The organism is Flavobacterium sp. LC2016-13, from assembly GCF_009707955.1.
Classification (GTDB): Bacteria; Bacteroidota; Bacteroidia; order Flavobacteriales; family Flavobacteriaceae; genus Flavobacterium.
Genome location: NZ_WMDQ01000015.1, coordinates 24,528 through 48,094, shown reverse-complemented (window position 1 = coordinate 48,094; position 23,567 = coordinate 24,528). Strand labels below are relative to the sequence as shown.

Annotated in this window: 18 protein-coding genes; 8 read left to right on the top strand and 10 right to left on the bottom strand. The window is 33.9% G+C overall.

Annotation, left to right across the window (positions count from 1 at the left end; translation table 11 throughout):
* Nucleotides 1-236: 236 nt before the first annotated feature.
* From GKZ86_RS22430 to GKZ86_RS22420, 3 genes are read right to left on the bottom strand one after another with little or no spacing between them, the layout of a single operon-like run.
* On the bottom strand, nucleotides 237-1,499 hold the full coding sequence (locus GKZ86_RS22430) for an MFS transporter (protein ID WP_154785277.1): 1,263 nt from the start codon (nucleotides 1,497-1,499) through the stop codon (nucleotides 237-239).
* A gap of 21 nt (nucleotides 1,500-1,520) precedes the next feature.
* Nucleotides 1,521-1,748 (bottom strand): hypothetical protein, encoded by a 228-nt coding sequence (locus GKZ86_RS22425; RefSeq protein WP_154785276.1) that lies wholly within the window; start codon nucleotides 1,746-1,748, stop codon nucleotides 1,521-1,523.
* Between the two features lie 6 nt (nucleotides 1,749-1,754).
* A complete protein-coding gene (locus tag GKZ86_RS22420; protein ID WP_154785275.1) occupies nucleotides 1,755-2,351 on the bottom strand; it encodes a TetR/AcrR family transcriptional regulator in 597 nt (198 codons plus the stop codon).
* A gap of 186 nt (nucleotides 2,352-2,537) precedes the next feature.
* On the opposite strand from GKZ86_RS22420, the gene ribB reads away from it, so the two are divergent.
* The 7 genes from ribB (at nucleotide 2,538) to GKZ86_RS22385 (ending at nucleotide 13,733) form a co-directional block, all read left to right on the top strand.
* Nucleotides 2,538-3,200, top strand: coding sequence for a 3,4-dihydroxy-2-butanone-4-phosphate synthase (gene ribB / locus GKZ86_RS22415; protein WP_154785274.1), 663 nt, complete (start codon nucleotides 2,538-2,540; stop codon nucleotides 3,198-3,200).
* Nucleotides 3,201-3,203: 3 nt separating this feature from the next.
* The gene (locus GKZ86_RS22410) at nucleotides 3,204-3,776 is read left to right on the top strand and encodes a Crp/Fnr family transcriptional regulator (RefSeq protein WP_154785273.1); all 573 of its coding nucleotides are present in this window, start codon (nucleotides 3,204-3,206) and stop codon (nucleotides 3,774-3,776) included.
* 153 nt (nucleotides 3,777-3,929) lie between these two features.
* A complete protein-coding gene (locus tag GKZ86_RS22405) occupies nucleotides 3,930-5,495 on the top strand; it encodes a histidine kinase (RefSeq protein ID WP_154785272.1) in 1,566 nt (521 codons plus the stop codon).
* Nucleotides 5,496-5,602: 107 nt separating this feature from the next.
* Nucleotides 5,603-8,203 carry a zinc-dependent metalloprotease gene (locus GKZ86_RS22400; RefSeq protein ID WP_154785271.1) on the top strand — a complete coding sequence of 867 codons (2,601 nt, stop codon included), beginning with the start codon at nucleotides 5,603-5,605 and terminating at the stop codon, nucleotides 8,201-8,203.
* Between the two features lie 26 nt (nucleotides 8,204-8,229).
* Complete coding sequence (locus GKZ86_RS22395; RefSeq protein WP_154785270.1) at nucleotides 8,230-11,577, top strand: SusC/RagA family TonB-linked outer membrane protein; 3,348 nt, start codon at nucleotides 8,230-8,232, stop codon at nucleotides 11,575-11,577.
* Nucleotides 11,578-11,588: 11 nt separating this feature from the next.
* A complete protein-coding gene (locus GKZ86_RS22390) occupies nucleotides 11,589-12,917 on the top strand; it encodes a RagB/SusD family nutrient uptake outer membrane protein (protein WP_154785269.1) in 1,329 nt (442 codons plus the stop codon).
* 57 nt (nucleotides 12,918-12,974) lie between these two features.
* Nucleotides 12,975-13,733 carry a LytTR family DNA-binding domain-containing protein gene (locus GKZ86_RS22385; protein ID WP_154785268.1) on the top strand — a complete coding sequence of 253 codons (759 nt, stop codon included), beginning with the start codon at nucleotides 12,975-12,977 and terminating at the stop codon, nucleotides 13,731-13,733.
* A 13-nt stretch (nucleotides 13,734-13,746) separates the two neighbouring features.
* Here GKZ86_RS22385 and GKZ86_RS22380 read toward each other — a convergent pair whose 3' ends face one another.
* Complete coding sequence (locus GKZ86_RS22380; protein ID WP_154785267.1) at nucleotides 13,747-14,328, bottom strand: Crp/Fnr family transcriptional regulator; 582 nt, start codon at nucleotides 14,326-14,328, stop codon at nucleotides 13,747-13,749.
* Nucleotides 14,329-14,415: 87 nt separating this feature from the next.
* Entirely contained in the window at nucleotides 14,416-14,874 is a 459-nt protein-coding gene (locus GKZ86_RS22375) for a peroxiredoxin (RefSeq protein ID WP_154785266.1), read from the bottom strand.
* Between the two features lie 261 nt (nucleotides 14,875-15,135).
* Between GKZ86_RS22375 and hmpA the strand changes: the two genes are divergently transcribed.
* Complete coding sequence (hmpA, locus tag GKZ86_RS22370) at nucleotides 15,136-16,347, top strand: NO-inducible flavohemoprotein (protein WP_154785265.1); 1,212 nt, start codon at nucleotides 15,136-15,138, stop codon at nucleotides 16,345-16,347.
* A gap of 372 nt (nucleotides 16,348-16,719) precedes the next feature.
* Here the strand turns inward: hmpA and GKZ86_RS22365 are convergent, their stop codons facing one another.
* The 5 genes from GKZ86_RS22365 to GKZ86_RS22345 all read right to left on the bottom strand — a co-directional run bounded on the left by GKZ86_RS22365 (nucleotide 16,720) and on the right by GKZ86_RS22345 (nucleotide 23,503).
* The gene (locus GKZ86_RS22365) at nucleotides 16,720-17,694 is read right to left on the bottom strand and encodes a glycoside hydrolase family 43 protein (protein WP_154785264.1); all 975 of its coding nucleotides are present in this window, start codon (nucleotides 17,692-17,694) and stop codon (nucleotides 16,720-16,722) included.
* A 183-nt stretch (nucleotides 17,695-17,877) separates the two neighbouring features.
* Entirely contained in the window at nucleotides 17,878-19,056 is a 1,179-nt protein-coding gene (locus GKZ86_RS22360) for an aldose epimerase family protein (protein ID WP_154785263.1), read from the bottom strand.
* A 24-nt stretch (nucleotides 19,057-19,080) separates the two neighbouring features.
* Complete coding sequence (locus GKZ86_RS22355; RefSeq protein WP_154785262.1) at nucleotides 19,081-20,103, bottom strand: family 43 glycosylhydrolase; 1,023 nt, start codon at nucleotides 20,101-20,103, stop codon at nucleotides 19,081-19,083.
* Nucleotides 20,104-20,400: 297 nt separating this feature from the next.
* The gene (locus GKZ86_RS22350; RefSeq protein ID WP_154785261.1) at nucleotides 20,401-22,212 is read right to left on the bottom strand and encodes a glycoside hydrolase family 2 protein; all 1,812 of its coding nucleotides are present in this window, start codon (nucleotides 22,210-22,212) and stop codon (nucleotides 20,401-20,403) included.
* 250 nt (nucleotides 22,213-22,462) lie between these two features.
* Entirely contained in the window at nucleotides 22,463-23,503 is a 1,041-nt protein-coding gene (locus GKZ86_RS22345) for a glycoside hydrolase family 43 protein (RefSeq protein WP_154785260.1), read from the bottom strand.
* Nucleotides 23,504-23,567 lie beyond the last annotated feature (64 nt).

Genomic DNA, 23,567 nt, shown 5'->3' with positions numbered 1-23,567 from the left:
ATTTTTAAATTTTACAGTGAAGGCTGAATTATTAGTATGAAGTTTTTAATAATTCTAAACCCTTAATTTATGAGTACAAATTTAGTGCTGCCTGCAAACCTAAATAGCTCCTAAAAGACTGAAAAACAAAACAATAAGATTTTATTTATAAAATAGAAAACGTACTTAAAATCCATAAAAAAAGCCCCGTAAAACATACATTTTACAAGGCTTTTATATTGAAAATTATTTTAATTTTATTCAAGAATAACAGGTACTTCTATCGTTTTATCTTTTGATTTGGCTAGTTTATTTACTCTCCACATTAATAAAACTGTAGAAAATGTAACAGCTGCAATTACATATCCAAGGATATCATAATTTTCTAATGGAGACGTTTTTGTTTCCTGATGCACGATAAATCCGGCGCAAACGGCTGCAATTCCACCAGCAATTTGCTGCAATGATGAAGTTATTGACATATAAGCGCCACGATCTTTCATTTCAGGAATAGCAGTATTTAGCGTTGTTGCAGGAATCATACGACTCATAATTCCCATAAATAGAATCATATTTATTGCTACTACTTCCCAAAGTGGAATTGGATTAAGATTGGTGTAAATTAAAATCATAATTATCGAAATTACTGATCCCGCAACGAACAATCTAAATTTGCTGACTTTGTCACTTAATTTTCCAACCAAAGGCATTATAAAAAGTACTGAAACTCCGGTGAAGAAAAATACCATTGGTAATTCTAATTGACTAATGTGAATATTATTGATCAAAAAAGCACTTCCAAAAGGCTGTAACATAAATCCTCCTACCGAAAGAAATGCAATTGCTGTAAAACCTACCTGATAATGTTTATTACTTAAGGTGTGCCAAAGATGTAGAAACGGACTTTTGTCTGATTGTAATTCTAAATGTTTGGTTATTGGCTGCATTTGTGTAATGATGGCAATAAGAATTAATCCTCCTAAAACGGCGATCATGATAAAGGCTGAATGCCAACCCCAGTTATTAGCGAAATATAATCCTAACGGAATTCCTAAAATCTGGCTTGTTGCAAATGCCATTTGTATGAAACCCATAACACGTCCTCTTTGATGAATCACAAATAAATCGGTTACGATGGCTAAAGAAACAGAACCAATAACGCCACCAAAAAGTCCGGTAACGATTCTTGCCATAAGCAACATGTGATAACTGGAAGAAACAGCACAAAAAAGTGTACCAATTATAAATCCGGTGTAAAAGAAAATCAACAGTTTTTTTCTGTCGAATTTATCAGCAAAACCTGCTGCCAAAAGTCCTGAAATTCCTGCGCTAAAGGCATACGCAGAAACGGCAAAACCAAAGTTTGATGTGGTCATATCCAGCGTTTTCATTAATATATCTCCAAGTGGAGAAATAACCATGAAATCTAATATAACGGTGAATTGTAAAAGCGCCAATATGGCAATAATAATTTTTTGATTTAGGGTAAAAGGGATGGTTTCTATTTTGTTTTTTTCCATTTTAATTTTGTGTATTTGGGGTTAAAGCAATTCCTGGCACTCGTGGCCAAACTCAGTAACGATACTGATAATTGCATTTGGATTAAGTTTTTCTGAAACGACACGCAGTACGCGATCAACATCTTCGCAATCAACACTCCATTCCTGAATATCTGAATGATTATTGAGTGTTTGCTGCATCGGACAGTTGGAATCTATTTTTGCAATGTCTGTTTTAAAAACATGTATTTTTTGTAAATCTGTTTCCATAATTTTTCATGGTTTTAGAGCCTTAATGGTAGCCCGAAAGGCTTCTTTCATCAGTTCTTTGTCGAGCTCGAATGGTTTTCCTCCCATGCTCTTGCCTTCTCTGTGAAAGTTTAATAATGTGTATAATGGTCCATAGGCAATGGCCCAAAAAACTTCAAATGTCATCGGAATTAGCTCTTTATTCTCCAGTCCGTTTTCAATAAACTGTTTCATAATAGCCCTGAAATCTGAAAATTCTTTGATAGAATCCAAGATTGTATCAGCATGTGGCGAATGCTTGATGATTTCGAAAAAGGCAACTCTTTTTGGATATTTCATGGTAAAGTCAGCCCTGTTTTCCCATTGTTTCCATAATCCTTCTTCGAATGACATTTCTGTCGAGAAATCTTTTATTGTACTGGCAAAAAATTCTAAAGCAATCGCTCCTCCTATTTTTTGAATCAAATCGTCTTTGTCTTTATAATAGATATACAAAGTTCCAACAGAAATAGAGCAGGCTTTTGCAAGCTTGTTCATACTGAAACCCTGGAAACCATCTCGAACAATTTGATCGATTGCATTTTCAATTACCAAATTCTCTTTATCAACATCTCTTATTCTCATATTCTAATGCCTAATTTTTAGCAAAGATAAAATAATAAATGAATGAACATTCTTTTATTAATTATTTTTTTTCAATATTTAAGATCATTCGTTTTATTGACTTATATCAAACTTTTCCATTTAAAACAACTTTAGATTTGCTCTCTTAAGAATTTCAAAATCCAATTTCAAAATATTCGAATTAAAATGATAGATACTTTATTACATCCGTTAGAAAAATTTGGCATTACCAGTGAAGAACGCGTCGAAAATGCTTTAAAACATTTGCAAAAGGGAAAAGGAATTATGCTTACCGATGATGAAAACAGAGAAAATGAAGGTGATTTAATTTTTTCTGCACAACACATGAATGTTCAGGACATGGCGCTTATGATTAGGGAATGCAGCGGAATTGTTTGTCTTTGCCTGACAAATGAAAAGGCTGATGAATTAGATCTTCCGTATATGGTTAAAGAAAATACAAGCAGTTTTCAGACTCCGTTTACAATTTCGATTGAAGCTAAAAAAGGGGTTACAACAGGCGTATCGGCAGCAGATAGAATTACAACTATTAAAACGGCAATTAACGATAATGCAAAAGCTACGGATTTGGCAAAACCGGGACATATTTTTCCGTTACGTGCCAAAAGCAATGGTGTTTTTGAAAGAAACGGACATACGGAAGGTAGTGTCGATTTAATGAAATTAGCCGGTTTAAAACCACAAGCTGTTTTATGCGAATTGATGAATGCTGACGGTAGTATGGCCAAATTGGATCAAATTATTCGCTTTGCAGAACGACACGATTTAATGGTTTTATCTATACAAGATATTACCTATTACCGTAAATTTGTGAGAGACTACATTTAAATTATGATTTACGAACAACTTGCTGCTTATATTAAAAAAAATGTTGATGTTACGAATGAAGATCTAAATACTATCCTTTCTTATTTCAAACCATTAAAATATAAGAAAAATGATTTTTTATTATCTCAGGGAGAAACCAGCCAGCAAAGTTTTTTTGTTGGCAAAGGCTGCCTGAGAATTTTTTTTATAAATGAAGAAGGAAAAGATGTTACGAGATATATTGCTTTCGAAAATCAACTGGCAACGGCGCTGGTTAGTTTCATCACAAATTCGCCTTCTCAGGAATATATTCAGGTTATCGAAAAGTCTGAAGTTTTAGCTATTAGCCACGATGATTTTAATTATTTAATGAAGATTATTCCGCAATGGCGGGCATTCTATTGTGTCTATTTAGAAAAGGCTTATGTTAATAATACCAATCGGTTAATGTCATTTACAACGATGGATGCTCTCGAAAGATACAATCAGTTACTCAAGGTAAACCCAACGATCGTAAAACGGCTTCCGAATAAAATCGTGGCTTCTTATATTAATATTTCTCAGGAAACATTAAGCCGTTTAAAATCTAAAATTTGATTTAAATAAAAAAGAAGTAAATTCTTTCAATCTGATTATCAACAATATCCGTAGTTTAAAATTAAAGCTGTTTCAAAGAAAATACTATCTTTGCCGACGAAATTTTTAAATTTCAATCGCCAAATACCACTATTTTATACTTAAAAACATCTTTTGAATTTTTCCTTAAAAAATATCTATTCAGGCCGCAAATTCTTTATTCTGGGAATTGTATTCATTAGCCTTACTTTATTTTCTCTTTATATATTAAGTAACCTGATTACTCAAATTACTGAAAAATCAAATATTGAAAGTACAAAGCGAAGTTTTATTAAAAGACAGGAAATTGTTCAACAGGAATTTTCACGTTTTTTACAAATTCAAAGTGAAATAGACCGTGTTATTCAAATCAGTAATCCAGGAAATTTATCAGATCATTTAAAAGTTTTAAGCACAATTCATGCGAATGATAGTTTGGTTAAAAATAACTGGTTCCAGATTAATGATAACAAAATTGAATTTACGACTTCTAAAAGCTCTATCAATTTAGAAACAACGATAAAGGATTTTATTCTTAAAAATGGTTCGAAAAATCAATCGAACTCGATAATTCAGGATCATGACAATTTTTTCTGGCGTATTTACTTTAAGTCAATTGCTTCAAACGGAACAATAGTTCGATATGGTTTTGATGTTGACCTGAAATCATTGCAATCATATTTTTCGACTGTTGGTCGTGATATTCCGAATTATGCATTTGTTTTTGATGAAAAAGGAACAATTTTATATCATCCGGAAATAAAACTTCTAAAAAAGAATATTTTTAAACTTACGAACCTGACTTCGGCAGATACTACTTTTATCAATGACGAATTTTTTGGCCGAAAAATTGCGCTTTCAGAATATCTGAAATTAGATATTGTGAGATACACAAAACGACTGAATGTAAAAAATACAAATTGGTATGTTTCTGCCAACTCGCCAAAAGAAATTGGAAGCGAAGATGTAAGTTCGGTTAAAAAATATGCTTCGTTAATTTATCTTATTACGACTTCTATTTTAATTATCTTCTTTTATTTATTTACGCTTTTTAATAAAAAGGCTTACAGAGAAAAAGCAATACTTTCTAAGGAAAAAAATAAGCTGCTTTTAGAAAATGAAAAAATAAATAAGGAAAAAGCTTTGATTCAGTTACAACAACTGAAAGAACAAATAAATCCTCACTTTTTGTTTAATTCGCTCAACTCGCTTTACATGCTTATTGATGGTGATACGGCCGTAGCACGAAAGTTTACGCTGAACCTTTCTAAGATTTACAGATACCTAATTAATCCGCCGTTACAAAACATTGTTACGCTGCAGGAAGAATTGCTTTTTATAGAGAAATACATTTTTCTGCAACAAACGAGGTTTAAAGAAGAATTTCTTTTTACTATTAATATTATTGATGACGAAAATGTTTTGGCAAAAAAGGTGCCTTATCTCGCCTTTCAAATTGCCATAGAAAACGCAATAAAACACAATATTGCTTCTGATGAAAATCCTTTAGTCATAACAATCGACATTAAAGAGGATGAGGTCATCATTACCAATAACTTAAACGAAAAGCCAAGTTTTGGCGGAGAATCTAAGTTTGGTCACAAATATTTAGAAAGTATCTACAAATATTATGGTAAAAACGATTTTCAGGCTTACAAAAAAGACGGGAAATTTACTTGCATTTTACCTTTAATCGGCTAAAAAGAAAACATTCACTCCCGAAAAATAGCCACTCACTCCTTTTTGTTTTTTTTAACATAATTTATCGAATAATTTCGACCGAAAATTAACTTAAACTTAACTTCAATATGAGGGAAAAGGCATTTCTGATAAACCTAAAAAACATTGTTTTGGTAGCAGTACTATTAAGTACGGGTACTATGGTTTCTCAAAAAAAGAATAAAAAAGACAAAACAGATACTACAGAAAAAGTTGCTGATTCTCTTAAATCTTCAAAAGGAAAAAATTACAATGACCTTGTTAAAAAGGGAACTTTCAAAAAAGGTTTATTCAATACCATTCAGGTTAAAACAGATTTATATTTAGAAATCAATGATTCTTTATTTCAAAGAGAATTTTTGGTGGTTAATAAAATTTCAAGCGTTCCTACGACGATTAACGAGCAAGGGCTTAACAGAGGAATGAACTACGAAAACAAGATTATTACTTTTCATAAAGATCTTGTCGCAAAAAAGGTTTGGGTAAAATCATCTGTGCCTAATGTTTCTTCACCTACTGGAGATGCTATAACGGCTTCTGTAAATGCCAATTTTTCGGAATCAATTATAGAGGTTTTCGATATCGAAACAAAAAACAACGATTCGACTTCAATTGTAATCAAAGTAAATAAAGTTTTTGACGGAAAACAAAAAAGTTTCAATGATGTTTTAAGTAATATTGGTCTTAGCGGATCTGTAAAATCGGAGCTTTCGTATATAGAAAGTGTGAAAACGTTTCCAAAAAATATAGTTGTTAAATCTCAGCTTACCACTTCGGTTTTCGAAGACGGTATTGCCATTTCGGTTACTCTGGGCGTTACGAGTAATATCATATTATTAAATAAAACTCCGATGCAGCCTCGTTTTGCAGACAAACGTGTTGGTTATTTCTCTGAAAAACACTTGTATTTTAGCGATGATCAGCAGGCAATACGTGAGAAAGAATTGATAACACGCTGGAGATTAGAACCTAAAAAGGAAGACCTTGAAAAATATAAAAATGGCGAATTAGTAGAGCCTAAGAAACCCATTGTTTATTACATCGATCCATCGACACCTAAACAATGGCGCTCCTATATCATCGAAGGGGTTCGTGATTGGCAAGTTGCGTTTGAAAAAGCGGGCTTTAAAAATGCCGTTATCGCAAAAGAACCTACAGATGAAGACACAGATTTTGACATCGACGATGTTCGTTATTCTGTTATTACGTATGTCGCGTCGCAAAAGTCAAATGCGATGGGACCAGCGGTTGTTGATCCAAGAAGTGGCGAAATTATTGAATCAGACATTATCTGGTGGCATAATGTGATGACGTCACTTCATAGCTGGATGGTTATACAAACCGGTGCAATTGATCCGAAAGCGAGAGGAAACAAATTTAGTGATGAACATATGGGAGAAGCAATTCGTTTTGTTTCGTCTCATGAGGTTGGACACACTTTTGGTTTAAAACACAACATGGGCGCTTCGTTTGCTTATGATGTTGAATCTCTTCGATCTCCAGCTTTTACGGCAAAAATGGGAGGAACTGCTCCTTCTATTATGGATTATGCACGATATAATTATATTGCGCAGCCAGAAGATCATGTAGAAGCGATTACTCCTAAAATTGGTGAATATGATAAATACGCTATCGAATGGGGTTACAGATGGTATGCAAATGAAAATGAAGAACATACTGCCTTAAACGCTTTAATTACGAAACATCAAAATGATCCTGTTTATTTTTACGGAGAACAACAAAGCGCAGATGCTACAATTGATCCGCGCTCACAATCTGAAGATTTAGGAAATGATGCCATAAAAGCCGGAGAATACGGACTTAAAAACCTGAAAAGAGTGGTAAGCAATATTCTGGACTGGACGTATGATAAAGACGAATCTTACTTCGAAACAGGTAACCTCTATATTGGCGCAATTGGTCAGTGGAATTTGTACAACTACCACGTATTAAGCAATCTTGGCGGAATTTATTTAAATCCTACGGTTCATGGTGATAATAAAGCGAGTTATGTTGCAGTTCCAGCTGCGATACAAAAAAGAGCTGTTACTTATTTATTAAAAAACAGTATTACGCTTCCTGAATGGTTGTTTTTCAATCCGATTTTAGACAAAACAAATCCTTTAAAAGATACTCCGTTAGGACCATACGAATACACGCCTTACACATTGGCAAGAGAATTACAATACGGACTTCTTTACAGCATGCTGAGCGACGATCGTTTACTTCGAATTACTGAAAACGAATTGTTTCAACGTAATGAAACGAAAGAAAATGTGTTTACGGTAACGCAATTATTTAAAACATTACGTCAAAGTATTTTTGCTTCGACCATTCAGAATAAATCGCTTACGATTTTAGAACGTTTAACTCAGAAAAATTATGTTGATGTTCTAATTGTATCAACAAACAAACTTTTTGAAAAGACAGAACCTAAAAAAGCAATTGAAATTAAAGAGACCCTAAGTATGCCACACTTGTGTGATTATTTAGAAGAATCAAAAATGGCGCGCAATATCAATCAATCTTCTATGAAAAGAGTATCAGAAGTTACATCTGATAAAAAAGGAGAACTGAATCAGGTTTTGCAGTTATTAAAATCAAAAAGAGCGATTGGAAATCAAGAAACTAAAAACCATTATTTCGATTTGATTCAACGCATTGAAAGAGCATTAAACAACACATTATAAATTTTTAACCAAACCCAAATTCCAGAATGAAAAATCTATTTTACATGCTGAGTTTTCTCCTTACCCTGTCAGGGTATGCCCAGGAAACCAGAACGATTAAAGGAAAAGTAACAGATTCTAAAGATGGCATGCCTTTGTATGGTGTATCTGTCTTTGTAGAAAATGCTTCTATTTCAAACAGCACACAGCAAAAAGGTGTAATTCAAAGTTCAAGCCTTGGTACTGTTACTGATTTTGACGGTACATTTTCTCTTCAAATAAACGGTAACGTAAAGTTTTTAAGGGTAACTTATATTGGATATGAGTCTACCTCACTTGAAATTACAAATCAAAAAACTTATAATGTTACTTTAAAATCTGAAACTGCAGAGTTGAAAGAGGTTGTTGTTACGGGTTACCAAAAAATCGAAACAAGAAAACTTACTTCTGCTGTTAGTAAAGCGAATATGATCGACATCCAACAAGCGGGTGTTGCGAGTATCGACCAATTATTGATTGGACAGGTTACGGGTGTTGCCGTTACTCAGACTACGGGGGCTCCTGGTACTATCGCAAAAGTGAGAATTCGTGGTACAGCTTCGCTTTCAGGTCCACAAGATCCGTTATGGGTTTTAGATGGTTTACCTTTAGAAGGAAATGATGTGCCTCAAAACTATGATAAAGATAATATCGATCAGTTGACTAACTTTTCTATCGCTGGATTAAACCCTGAAGATATTAAAGATATCACGATATTAAAAGATGCTTCTGCAACTGCTATTTACGGAGCAAGAGCTGCAAACGGAGTTATCGTTGTTACTACTAAAAAAGGTAAAAAAGGAAATATGAGAGTAAACTTTACTACAAATACTTTCCTTACGCAAAGACCTGACTTTTCTAAATTAAACTTGATGAATTCATCTCAAAAAGTAGATTTAGAATTGGCTATGGCTTCAGATCCAAATTTAACTTACAGAAGTTCAAACGGACAAGTTTCTCGTATTATAAATGGTGCTGGTGAACTAGGAGCTTACAGAGGCGGAGGATTTTCGGCTTTAAGTCCAAATTCTCAAAATTCTATCAATGCATTAAGAAACAACGATACAAATTGGGGTAACTTATTGTATAAAAATGCTATAAACACACAATATGGTTTGAGTTTATCTGGTGGTGGAGAAAAATCTGATTACTATTTCTCTCTTGGTGCTTATGATGAAGACGGAACTACAATTGGAACCGGATACAACAGATACAACCTTACTTTAAAAAACAATTTTGAAGTATCTGATAAATTACGTGTTGGTGTGAGTCTTTTTGGTTCTCAAAGTACCACTAAATCTTATATAACAGATACAGATGGTTTTACAAATCCTGCAAATTATTCAAGAACTGTAAACCCATATTTAACGCCTAGAAATGCAGATGGAAGTTATAACTACGATAAAGATATTAGCGGATATAGCAACAATTCTGTATATGTTCCTTTTAACTTCCTTGAAGAAAGAGAAAATACATCTTACGAATTAAAAAACAGAGCTATAAAAGCCATACTTGATATTGATTATAACATTACTAAAAACTTCAAAGCAACTACACAGGTAGGTCTTCAGTTTGACAATAGTGCTTCTGAAAAATTTGCGGATAAAGATACTTACTACACTAGAAAAGTAAGAGAAACTACAAAAAGATTCAGTGGTGGAGTTCCTAAATATTTCCTTCCTGAAGGTGGAATTATCCAAAATTCAAATACTGACTTTTTTCAATACAACTGGAAAACAATGTTAAACTACAGTGCTGTTTTCAACCAAAAACATGAGGTTGAGGTAATGGCAGGTAGCGAATTAAGAAGAAATTACAATACTTCTATCGCAACTAAAGGTTTTGGATATAACCCTCAAACATTAACTACTCAGCAAATCATTTTCCCTAACGCAAATGATGCTGTAGCAGCTACATACAGATCGTATCAAAAAACAGAGAATGAAAATGCATTTGCTTCATTCTTTGCAACAGCATCTTATACTTACAACAGAAAATATACTGCTTTTGGTAGTGTGCGTTACGACGGATCAGATTTATTTGGTGTAGATCCTAAATACAAATATTTACCATTATGGGCTCTTTCTGGTTCATGGTTAGTATCTGAAGAAAACTTCTTAAAAGAAAACCAAACTATTTCTGCTTTAAGATTACGTGCTTCTTATGGTTTACAAGGAAATATCGACAAAAACACTTCTCCTTATGTAGTTGGAACATACGGCAATACAACTCTTTTACCTGGACAAACTGAGCAGACTATTAATATCATATCTCCGCCAAACGATAAATTAAGATGGGAAAAAACAACCAATACCAACTTTGGTTTTGATCTTGGTTTGTTTAACAACCGTGTAAGCGTAGTAACTGATATTTACGGAAGAAAAAGTAGTGATTTAATTGGTTTACAATCACTTCCTGTTGAAAATGGTTTTGAATTCTCTAACCTAAACTGGGCACAAGTGTCTAATAAAGGTTATGAAATTGCATTAACAACAAAAAACATCGAACGTCCTAATTTTTCATGGACTACAAACATTAATTTCTCTCATAATAAGAGTAACGTAGACCGTATTCAGGTAAGAGACAATACTTATTTGCCTTCAAGAGAAGGATTCCCGGTTAATGCTGTATTTGCCCTGAAAACAGCAGGAATCGACGCAAATGGTTATCCTTTATATATTAATAAAAAAGGAGAAACAGTTAGTACAAATACCCTTTTTGCCCTTGTTGACTCATACCCTCTTCTTTTCCCAGGAGAATTATCACAATCGAGCTTAACAGCTCAGGAAACGAGAGACCTATTTACCTACGTAGGAGATCGTGACCCTAAATTTACAGGAGGTTTAATCAACACTTTTAAAGTTAGCAACTTTGACCTAACCATTGCTGCTACGTTTAACATCAAACAAACTGTTGTTGAGACGCCTCCTTATAATGGAACAAGAGTAGATCCTGGACAAAACTATTCTACTCAAATTTTAAATGCCCATTCAGCTACAAATACCAATTCAAACTTACCGGGTATTGTGGGTAGAGACTCAGGAACAGGAGACGATAGATGGATGGCTTACAACTGGTATGCTGATTCAGGACCATTCAATACTACTGCCTTACTTGATACATGGGTAAAAGAAATGAGTTACATGAGATTAAGCAGTGTGCGTTTAGGATATTCATTACCTAAAAAAGCGACTAACAGTGTTTTCATGCAGGATATTAGATTTAGTGTAGAAGGAAGAAACTTATTTGTTGTAAGTTCTGATTACAAAGGTTACTTTGACCCTGAAACATTCGGAAATATCTATGCACAACCAATCCCGAGATCAATATCTTTAGGATGTAACTTAACTTTTTAAACTGATTTAAAATGAAAAATATATTAAAATATGCATTCTTTTTCGTCACAGCTATTACTACGGTAAGCTGTGATGATTATCTGGACGTACAGCCAATTGGTAAAGTAATTCCGGAAACATTAACAGATTTCAGAGCCGTACTTACAAGAGGTTACGAAACTTACCCTACACATAAAAACCTTGCTTCACTAAGAGGAGATGAATTATTACTGGATCCGTATAGTTTTGGTCCTGATTATCCTTTTTTCAGAGATGTTTATCACTGGAATGATGCAACTCCAGACCGTATTACAACACAATTTCAGTATGCAACTCTTTACAATACTATTTTCTTTACTAATGTAATTATCAATGATGCAAATAGTAAACTTGAGGCATCTGCCGATAAAGATCAATTAATTGGAGAAGCTTATGCCTTGAGAGCTTATGCTTATTTTGATTTATTGAACCTGTTTGCAAAACCTTACAATGCTGCAACTGCAGGTACAGACAAAGGAGTTCCTTTAGCTTTAAAAATAGATTTAGAGCAAGCGTATGTTCCTGAAAGCACAGCCAGAATTTACGAGCAAATTCTTGCTGATAAAGAAGAAGCTAAAAAATTGCTTAACAAAGACACGCAGCCAAAAGGTTTAAACTATCGTTTCTCTAAAGCTGCAATTTATGCACTAGAAACTCGTGTTTTCTTATACCAAAAAGAATGGGCAAAAGCTATCGAATCTGCAGATAAAGCATTAGCTATTAAAAGCGCTTTAACAGATTTAAATGCTACACCTGTTTTAGCGAACCGTTACGATGGTGTAGAATCAATTTTGGCTCTTGAAGATGTCTTCGTTGTTGGTTTAAAAAATATTTCTTACGCTTCATCTGAATTGACTGATGCCTATGATAAAACAAACGATTTGCGTTATGCTTTGTATTTTCAAAAATTTGGAGGCGATATTTCTATTTTAAAAGGTGGAGAAGATGCTCAAAAATGTTCTTTCAGAACTTCTGAATTATATTTGACTAAAGCAGAAGCTTCAGCACAATTAAATGATTTGACAACGGCAAAAACAACTGTATTAACTTTTATCAAAAACAGATATAAAGTTGCAGGTTACAATGCACTTGCTACAGCAGTTGGTGCAATGGACCAAGCGCAACTTCTTGATTTTATTGGTGAAGAAAGACACCGTGAATTTGCTGCAGAAGGACACCGTTGGTTTGATTTAAGAAGAAATAATCAAAAAGAAATCCTGCATTATGATGGAGAAGGAAATGAATATAAACTGATCGAAAATGATCCGCGTTATACGATACCATATCCTAAAGATGCACGTTTAAATAACCCAAACTTGTAGATTCAATTAAGCTCCGTTTTTAACGGAGCTTTTTTTTACCTTTGCAAAAAAAAGGAAATGAAAATTGCCATCATTGAAGATGAACATCTGGCTTCAAATTATCTGAAATCAATTCTGGAACAACAAAATATTATTACTTTAACAGATATAACGATACTAAAATCTGTAAAAGACGCCGTTGCTTTTTTTAAAGCAAATACCGTTGATCTTGCCTTTATGGATATTCATTTGGGAGACGGAAAAAGTTTAGACATTTTTGAAGAAGTTACTATTTCATGTCCCGTTATTTTTATTACCGCTTACGATTCTTATGCCGTAAAAGTTTTTAAACACTTTACGATCGATTATCTTCTAAAACCTTATGAAGAAGAAGAACTATTAGAAGCGATATCAAAATACAAAAACATAAAACAAACTTTTAATCCAAACCCAATTGTAGAATCTTTGGTTGAAATTGAAAACCAAAGTAATATTCAGCATCACTTTTTGGTAAACCACAGAGACAAATTAATCTCGATCAACGATACCGTTATTCCTTATTTTTTTGCCACAGGAAAACATCTTTTCATTCACACAAATTCGGGAAATAGTTATTTGTATAATAGCAATCTTAAGGATTTGATAAATAGTCTTGATCCTAAAATTTTCTTTAAAATAAATAGAAAATACATTATCAACCGACACCATATTCAGGAAATTGTAAAACATTCAAGTCAAAAAATCGAATTGCTTTTAAATATTGCTGTTCCGGACACAGAACCTATTATTCTAAGTAAAAAAGAAATTAACAACTTCAAAAACTGGCTCAATTCTTAAATTAGAAAATTTCTTATCCAAGCCTTTTTCTAATCCTGCTTAAAGACTGACTTGTAATGCCCAAATACGAAGCAATATGAAAAAGCGCAACTCGCTGTAGAATTTGTGGCTGATCTTTTTGCAATTTTATATAACGTTGTTCTACATTATTAAAAAGCAAAGCCTCCATTCTTAATTGCGCGTAAATAAAAAATAATTCAGCCAAAATTCTTCCCATGTTTGCCCAGCCATTATTTACGGCATAAAGTTCCTTAAGATCTTTATATTTTATTGCATAAACCTCGGCATCTTCAAGCGCTTCAATATAATACATGCACGGATGCTGGTAAATAAAACTCGCAAAAGAGACAATAAACTGACCTTCGGCAAAGAAAAACATATTTCGATCTTCCATTGCTTCCTCATCAAAATAATAAATTCTGAAAAGACCGCTTTTTATAAAACCAAGATCAGAACATACGAAACTTTGCATATTAAAAAACTCACCTTTCTTAAAAGTTCTCGTATACCAATACGGATTTCCTTTTTGAAAATCAGCCTCTGAAAGTCCCGAAAATTGATGCAGAAAATCTACTAATATCTTTTTATCATCCATAATAACAAAGTAAGCCCGATATAAATTATATCGGGCTTAAAATTATGAAATTAACTTGTTGGTGATAATTTTATTTAATCGCTGGAATTACTTTACGGGTTTTAAAAACTCAAGTACTTCCTTCGCATGTGCAGCACCTTTAAAAAAGTCTCTGAATTTGTGTATTACAACACCGGATTCATTCACGATAAACGTTTCTCTTCCAGTTAAAAACAAAGCATTTTTTACACCAAATTGTTTAATGACTTTATTTCCCGGATCGCTTAATAATTTAAAAGGCAATCTGTTTTTTTCGGCAAACTTTTTATGGCTTTCAATTCCCGCTGCATTAATTCCTAAAACTTGTATACCAGCATCGGTAAAATCCTGAAAACTATCGCGAAACGCACAAGCTTCTTTCGTGCAAACGCCACTTTCATCTTTTGGATAAAAATAAATTACACTCGTTGTACCAATTACATCTGTAGCGCTATTAAAAAGCTGTCCGTTTTGATCTTGCAGGGAAAAATTTGGAATCTTATCTCCTACTTTTAATTCTTGTATCATAAATTGTTTTCTTTAAATTTTATGATGCAAAATTCATTTAAAATAAAATATTCAAAATTACCTTAAGTTAATTTTTGTTCTAAAAAATCGAATTATCATAAAGTTCATTTTAAATAAAATCCAACATTTTTCACTTCTTATGATTTGAGTCATAAAACGAAGCTTTGCCTCCGAATTAAATTTGTGAATATAAAATCTGAGCTACTTTATTCCCTCAGAATTTCAAATATTTAATCCTAATCAAATTATAATTATCACAAAATGAATCCACAACAAAAAGAGCTTATCAAAGCAACAATTCCAATTTTACGAGCGAGCGGCGAAGACCTGACGAATTATTTTTATGCCAGAATGTTTAAACATCATCCTGAATTGCGAAATATGTTTAATATGGGAAATCAGGCAAACGGAAGACAAAAATCTGCCCTTGCAAATGCTGTTTTGGCTTATGCCGAAAATATAGAAGATCCGTCAGTTTTAATTGGTGTATTGAAAGGAATTGGAACCAAACACCGAAGCCTTAATATTCAGCCGGAGCAATATAAAATCGTAGGAACACAATTAATCGCTTCTATTGGAGAAGTTGTTGGCGAGGCCGCAACTCCTGAACTTCTCGAAGCGTGGACAATTGCTTTTTATCAGTTGGCACAAATTATGATCGATCTTGAAAAAGATTTATACCAAGAAAATGCAGCAAAACCCGGAAGTTGGAATGGCTGGAGAAAATTCGTTATTAAAAAAATCGTTGAAGAATCGACCGAAATTAAATCGTTTTATCTTTATCCGGAAGACGGAAAAGAGATTACTGATTTCCATTCCGGGCAGTTTATCAGTGTTCAGGTTTTTGTGCCTGAATTGAATCTTTTACAACCAAGACAATACAGTTTGTCAAGCACTTTTAATCCTGAATATTACAGGATTTCGGTAAAAAAAGAAAGCGGAATTGCGCCAAATCCAAACGGATGGGTTTCGAATACGATGCATTCAAAATCTGAAGGCGATATTATTTCAATTTCTTCTCCGGCAGGATTATTTCATTTAGAAAAAGATTCAGAAAATCCGTTAGTATTAATAAGCGGCGGCGTTGGGCTTACGCCGATGTTAAGCATGCTGGAAACGAATTTAAACTCCATTCAAAATAAAAAAACAATCTGGATTCACGGCTGCAGAAACGAATCTGTTCACGCTTTCAAAAATCAGATTTCGGCTTTAAAAGAAGAAGCAAATCATTTAGAAACGTTTACTTTTTATGATACTTTAGAACCTCATCATAATGTTTCGAACGAACTTATTCACGGTCGCGTTGATCTTCATAAATGCAAAGATTCTATTTTATTAGAAGAAGCCAGATATTATATCTGCGGACCTGAAATGTTTATTAAAACACAATATGAAACGTTGATTAATTTAAAGGTAAATCAGGAAAATATTTTCTACGAAGAATTTGGACCTCAACTTATCAATTTGAATTAAGATGAACATTGTCCGATTTTATAATAGAAAATTATTAATTCAAATACTTCAAAATCTGACAACAACGTTTTTCATAACCTTAACATTAGCCAGCATAAATTGCTCTAACAAATCGATTTTTTTATTTTTTTGGATGCGTTCCTGGCTGGTTGCGGCTTTAATTTCAAACCTGTTTTCAGTTTTTATATTTTCAAATAAAAAAGATTCTTAAAATTAGATTTCAACTCCTGCAAGGTTTTCAAAACCTTGTAGGTTTAAATTTTACGCTAGGATAATTTATTATTTTACTTAGAATACCTACAAGGTTTTGGAAACCTTGCAGGAAACGTAAAAACTAAAAAAGCCTTCAGAAATCTGAAGGCTTTTTAATTACTAATTTTTTAGAAATTGAAAACTTGCAGGATCAGCCACTATTTTTCCATCTTTAAATTCAATGGCAATAATTCCGGCTTTTCTTGGCGAAACGGCACTTTCACTATAATGAGTGTGCAAGACATAATGCATTTTATTGTTTTTATCCCAAAATACATCGCCGTGACCAATTCCGTTTTGTTTGGTATTTTTTCTGCTGATTATTGGACTGTCTGTAGCTTTTTCCCAAGGTCCAAGCGGACTTTTACTTGTCGCGTAACCTACAGCATAATCAATATTTCTGAAATCATTTGCCGAATAAATCATGTAATACAATCCGTCGTGTTTTAAAACTGTCGGGCCTTCTGTAACCGGCCAGCTTACGTTTTGTGTATTTTCCCAAGGTAGAGTTCCTGAAATACATTCCGTTAAAGTTTCTGCTTTTATACTTTTAAAATCGTCGTTTATTTCTGCGACGAAAATTCTGTTTCCGCTTGTTAAGCGAACATGATACAGATATTTTTTTCCGTCTTCGTCAATAAAAATAAACGGATCGATTTGATTTCCGGTTTTGATAATTGGTTCTTTTGATTCGCTTTTAAATGGCCCAAGCGGACTATCACTTGTAGCAACCGCAATGTTTTCATTCGCCGTATAAATCATATAAAATTTATTTTGATACGAAAGAATCTGTGGTGCCCAAAATCCTTTATCGCCAAACGCATCTCCTTTTTTTAAAGCCAAGCCATTCTGTGCTCCAACCGGACCTTTCCAGTCTTTCAAATCTGATGAAGTATAAACCTGAAATCCTTCTCCATTTGGAATATCTCCACTTGTGGTTCCGTATAAATAATAAGTGCCGTTGTTATAAAAAATGGTAGGATCCGCCAGTAAAATTGAACTTGATTTTACTTCTTTTGGTTGATTTGTGTCTTTTTCCTGCGAGCAGGCTGCGAAAACACAAAATGATGTTATTATGGATAGTATTTTTTTCATGTTTTATTGGTTTTAGGTTTTAACGCTAAGTTTTTTTAACCGCAAAGAGCGCTAAGAATTACGCAAAGGACACAAAGTTTTTTTCTCATTTTATGTCACCCTGAGCGAAGTCGAAGGGCGCCAAGCTATTCCTCATTTTTCTTAGCGATCTTTGCGTAATTCTTAGCGCTCTTTGCGGTTAAACTACTTTTTTACAGAAAACTGATAATAAGAAACCGTATGATATTTTTGTCCCGGTTTTAAAACAATCGGAGCAAATTTTGGTTGATTTGGTGCGTCTGGAAAATGTTGTGTTTCTAATGCAAAAGCCGTTCTGAAATCATCTTTTGAACCTGATTTAAACGTGTTTTTTGACTGCATGAAATTTCCGCTGTAAAACTGTAATCCTGGTTCTTCCGTAAAAATATCTAAAGTGATTCCTGATTTATCTCCGGAAATTGTTGCCGCATGATTCAGTCCATTTTTCTTCGTTCCGTTTAAAACGTAATTGTGATCGTAACCTTTTCCGAATTTTAACTGTTCATCTTTGGTTTCGATTCTTTCTCCGATTGTATGTTTTGAAGTAAAATCAAAAACGGTATTTTTTACTGGTTTTAATTCTCCACTCGGAATCAAACCTTCATCAACGGGAGTAAATTCATTTGCGTAAATCTGCAATTCATGATTTAAGATTGTGCCGCTTCCTTCTCCATTTAAATTAAAAAAAGCATGATTGGTTAAGTTTACCAAAGTAGTTTTATCAGTTGTTGCATCATATTCCATTTTTACAGAATTATCATCTGTAATTGTATACGTTACTTTTACGGTTAAATTCCCAGGAAAACCTTGTTCTCCATCTGGCGAAACATACGTAAAAACCAAAGTATTTTCGTTTACTTTTTCAGCATTCCAAACTACATCCTGAAAACCTTTTATACCGCCGTGCAAAGCATTTTTCCCATTATTTAATGGAACCTGGTATTGCTTTCCTTCCAATGTAAATTTTCCTTTTGCAATTCGGTTTCCAACTCTTCCGATTGTTGCTCCAAAATAAGGTTCTGTAGAAGTTTTAAATCCTTTTGCGCTATTCATTCCAACAACAACATCGGTTGATTTTCCGCTTTTATCATTAACCCAAAGTCCAATTAATCTTCCGCCATAATTGGTAAAAGCAGCTTTGATTCCTTTGTTTTCGATCCAATACAAATTAACTTTTTTACCGTCGATTATGGTATCAAAATTTTTGGTTTCTAAAACAGTTTTTACTGAATCTGTTTTTATTGCAGCAGTTTCTGTTGAAGTTGTATTTTCCTTTTTATTGTCTTTGCAGCTGAATTGAAATACTGCCAGTAATACAACTGCAGCGATTTGAATATTTTTCATTTTGTGAATTTTAAAATGTTTGTGTTATTTTGAAGGAATTGCCAATTTGGTTTCTTCACTTACCGGTTCGCCTAAAACCGGAAATCCGTTGACATCCCAATCAATTTTCTGCATTCTTGGCGATCTTTTATTCCCGCATCCTTCACCCGGATTTGAATTGGCATGATACAAAATCCAGTCTTCTTTTCCATCGGGAGATTTAAAGAATGAATTATGTCCCGGCGCATAAACTTTATTTTTATCTGATTGTTTGAAGATAGGTTCCGAAGATTTTTTCCAGGCCGATGCATCTAACAAATTATCTCCGCCATTAAAAGTTAATAATCCCAAAGAATAGAAATCTGTCCAGCATCCGCTTGCAGAAAAAACGATGAAAATTTTACCATTTCTTTCTAAAAACTGCGGACCTTCATTCACATTTACCTGTGCCGGATTTACATCATCATGCAATGCTCCGTGCGTTTCCCAATCATTTGTTGGAGATGAAATCATTACACGGTCACCGTCAATTTCAAGCGGATTTTTCATTTTAGCGATGTAGATATTCTGTTGTCCGTTGGTATCGCCTTCCCATCCAGCCCAAATCATATAAAGCTGTTTTTTATGTTCGAAAATATTTCCGTCAATTGCCCATTTATCAGTTTTCGCAGCAATTTTCCCTTTAAATTCGAAATTCCCTTTAAACGGATCTGACGACTTATTTTCTAAAACATACATTCTGTGATTGTTGTTATCGCCATTGTCTGCGGCAAAATAACAATACCATTTTCCGTTGATAATATGAAATTCGGGTGCCCAGATTTCTGCCGAATAATTGGTGTTTTTTGGCGGTGTCCAAATCACTTTGCTTTCAGCATTTTTGATGTTTGACAGATCTTTTGTTTTCCACAAAACCAGTTTATTTCCAAGTGTGTTGGTGTAATAATAATAGCCTTTGTAATACGTACTATACGGGTCTGCGCCCGATGGCAGAATGGGATTTGTGAATGTTTTTTGCTGAGCAAAACTCATTGTTGTGAGCAGAAAAAGAATTAGGTATTTTTTCATTTTGGTTTTTTTATTGTTGGGCGTGGTTTTTTAAACACATAGCGACATAGTTTTGCTTTGTCTGTAAAAAGGCGTTTCACTTGTTTAAACAAACATAGCTTACTCAATCTTGTCATTCCGAGGAACGAGGAATCTTCGTAAGTAGCTCCGCACAGAAAATCGTCAATCTTTGTAGAGTTACTCGTGAAGATTCCTCGTTCCTCGGAATGACAAGATTGTGGTAACTCTGTGTAGAAACTAGTTTCTTTTACTTCCTTTTTTCAAAACAAAAAATTCTATGTTTCTATGTGTTTAAATTTATTTATTCAAAGCATTTATAACTTCTGTATTAATTTTATTTATGGCTTTGAAATCCATTTTATCTACTTTTCTGTCGTAGGTCATGAAACCGTTTACTTCGCCTTCAACATCGGTTGTTTGTGTATAAACTGCTGCCGAAAATCCTGTTTTTACTAAGTTTTTAAGGATTTGAGCATACTTGATATATTCTGCAGTTACCTCAGCTTCATTTTTAAATTTTACGTAACCCCAATTGTCATTTGTTCTCCATAAATGTCCTTCTAACGGAAGACCAATTCCGCCGTATTCACCTAAAACAGTAACTCTTCGGGCATCATACAAATACAATTCCGGAGCTGGATATTTGTGTAAATCTAAAATATCGCCCGTTTGAAAATGATTTCCTCCGCTTGAAGAATTTATTAAACGACTTGGATCATGATTTTTAGTCCATTCTGTAATTTCTACCGTTTTGAATTGTCCCCAGGCTTCATTAAAAGGAACCCAAACTACAATACTTGGATAGGAATACAAATGATCCATTATTTCCTTCCATTCCTTTTTATAGATTTCTTGTGATTTTGGAGTACGCTGTAATTCTGTTCCTTCAAAATACTTTTTATCTTGCCAAATCGGTTGTTCATCACCGCTTGGCATATCCTGCCAAACCAAAATTCCTAATTGATCGCAATGTGTGTACCAGCGTTCCGGTTCTACTTTTACGTGTTTACGAATCATATTAAAACCTAATTCTTTGGTTTTAATAATATCATATTTTAAAGCTTCATCTGTTGGTGCCGTATATAATCCGTCTGGCCACCAGCCTTGATCTAACGGGCCGTATTGAAAATAATCTTTGTTGTTTAACTGCATTCTCATGATTCCGTTTTCATCTCTTTTTGATGAAATTTTTCGCATCGCAAAATAACTTTTCACTTCATCAACTACTTTATTTTTGCTGATTAAACGAATTTTAGTCTGATACAAAAACGGACTTTCCGGCGACCATAATTTTGGAGAATTTAAAGTAATATCATTGTTTTCGCCTACAACGGCTTTTTCTTTTGCAATTTCTTTTCCTCCTTCAAAAACAGTAATTTCTATTAAATCTCCAGTTTCTGCTCCTTTCACATCAGCTTTAATACTGATTGTATTTTGATCGATATTTGGAGTTGTTTTTAACTCGGTAATATTTTTAGCATTTACAGGTTCAATCCAAACCGTTTGCCAGATTCCGGTAACGGGCGTGTACCAAATTCCTTCGGGGTTTTTAACTTGTTTTCCTCTTGGCTGAGGGCCGTCGTTTGAAGGATCCCAAACTTTTACAATGAGTTTTTGAGTTTTTCCTTTTTGAATAAATGGGGTAATATCAAATGAAAATGGTGTATAGCCGCCAGTATGCGAACCAACTTTTATGTCGTTTATAAAAACTTCTGTTTTCCAGTCTACAGCTCCAAAATGCAACAGGATATTTTTTCCGTTCCAACCTGATTCAATTGAAAAATGGGTTTCGTACCAAAGTTCATCTTTTGATCCAACTTCTTTCATCACTCCGGATAAACTCGATTCAGCGGCAAACGGAACCAGAATTTGCCCGTCATATTTTGAAGGCGCTGTTTTGCCAAATTCCTGAATGGCGTAATTCCATAAACCATTCAGATTTTTCCATTGACCGCGCTCCATAATCGGACGGGGATATTCTGGTAATGTTTTGTTCGGATCAACCTGCGCTGCCCATTTTGTCTTGATTTTATCGCCTTGAGGTTTCCATTGTGCATTGGTTATCAAACCCGTAAAAAGTAAAACGAGAATTATTATTTTATTTTTCATTGTCAATTTTTGTGATTTTCAAACATTAAATAAATCACCAGGCCATACCACACAGCCTGGCAATTTCAAACACTAACTTTAACTAACCTTTTTTTTAATTGTGAATTATTAATTATGAATTATGAGTTGGGTTAAGTGTGATTATTACTTATTTCCGATAAAATAATCTCTGTTCGTATTAACTCAAAAAACACTAACAAAGCCTAATTCCAATCTCATAATTCATAACTTATAACTCATAACTTATAACTCATAATTTCTTAGTGATGCCAAATTTCTTCACTAAACTGTCGTATTCATTTTTAGAGATTGTAATCATGCAGCCGTGGCGTACTTTTTCAGGAAAACTATATTTATCCCAATCGGAGAAAAAAGTATATCCTGAAGCCTGAAACCACGGTCCGTTTAAATTATCAGCAATTGATAATCCGTATGAAACGCCCGGATATTGTTCATAATACATATACCATATTTTATCATCTGGAGAAGGAATCAGCATTGGCGCTTCTCTAAAATTTGGACTAATCGATTGCTGAGGCAAAGAATATGGTCCTAAAAGAGATTTTGACTTGGCAATTCGGATGGTTTTTCCGGTTGTCCAATACAAAGTCGGGTACGTTTCGTCTTTAATTACGGCATAATAAGAATCGCCAACTTTACGGATGAAAACATCAATGGTTCCCATATCCCAATCGAATAAACGTTTTGGTGTTCCTTCAAAAGTTTTTAAATCTTTAGACAAAACATATAAGGTTCGCTGACTTGCCCAATAACGTTCTCCATCTTCTTTTGTTCCTTCAAGATGTGGTGTGTGCCACGTCATGATAAACTTTTCAGAGTCTTTGTCGTAATATAATTTTGGAGCTCCAATTCGCTGTAAAGCATTTGAATAATCTGGTGTGCTTTTTAAATCCGGCGTATAATCGGAGTGTTTTTTCCAGGTAATTAAATCATCAGAAACCCAGATATTAATGCTTTTTGCATCGTCGCCTGTATTTCCTGCGATGTAATATTTTCCGTCAGGACCTTTGCAGATATCGGGATGTCCTTTATATTCTTCAAAAACTCGTTTTCCGTTATTCAGGTTTTCCCAATGCAAACCGTCAAGACTTACAGAATAATATAATCTGCCGTAATCGTTGTGCGTCATGTGCGCAAAAAGATAGGCTTGGTTTTTAGGTTTTTCAGTTCCCTTAACTTGTCCCGGCGGATCTGGCTGTTGTGCTTTCGCAGAAAATCCAACCAAAATTATTGCTAGAAAAAAGAGCTGTTTTATTGTGTGTGTTTTCATACTGCTAAAAATTAAAATGGTTTTGCCACTCCCGATAGCTATCGGGATTTCACAGATTAAAATG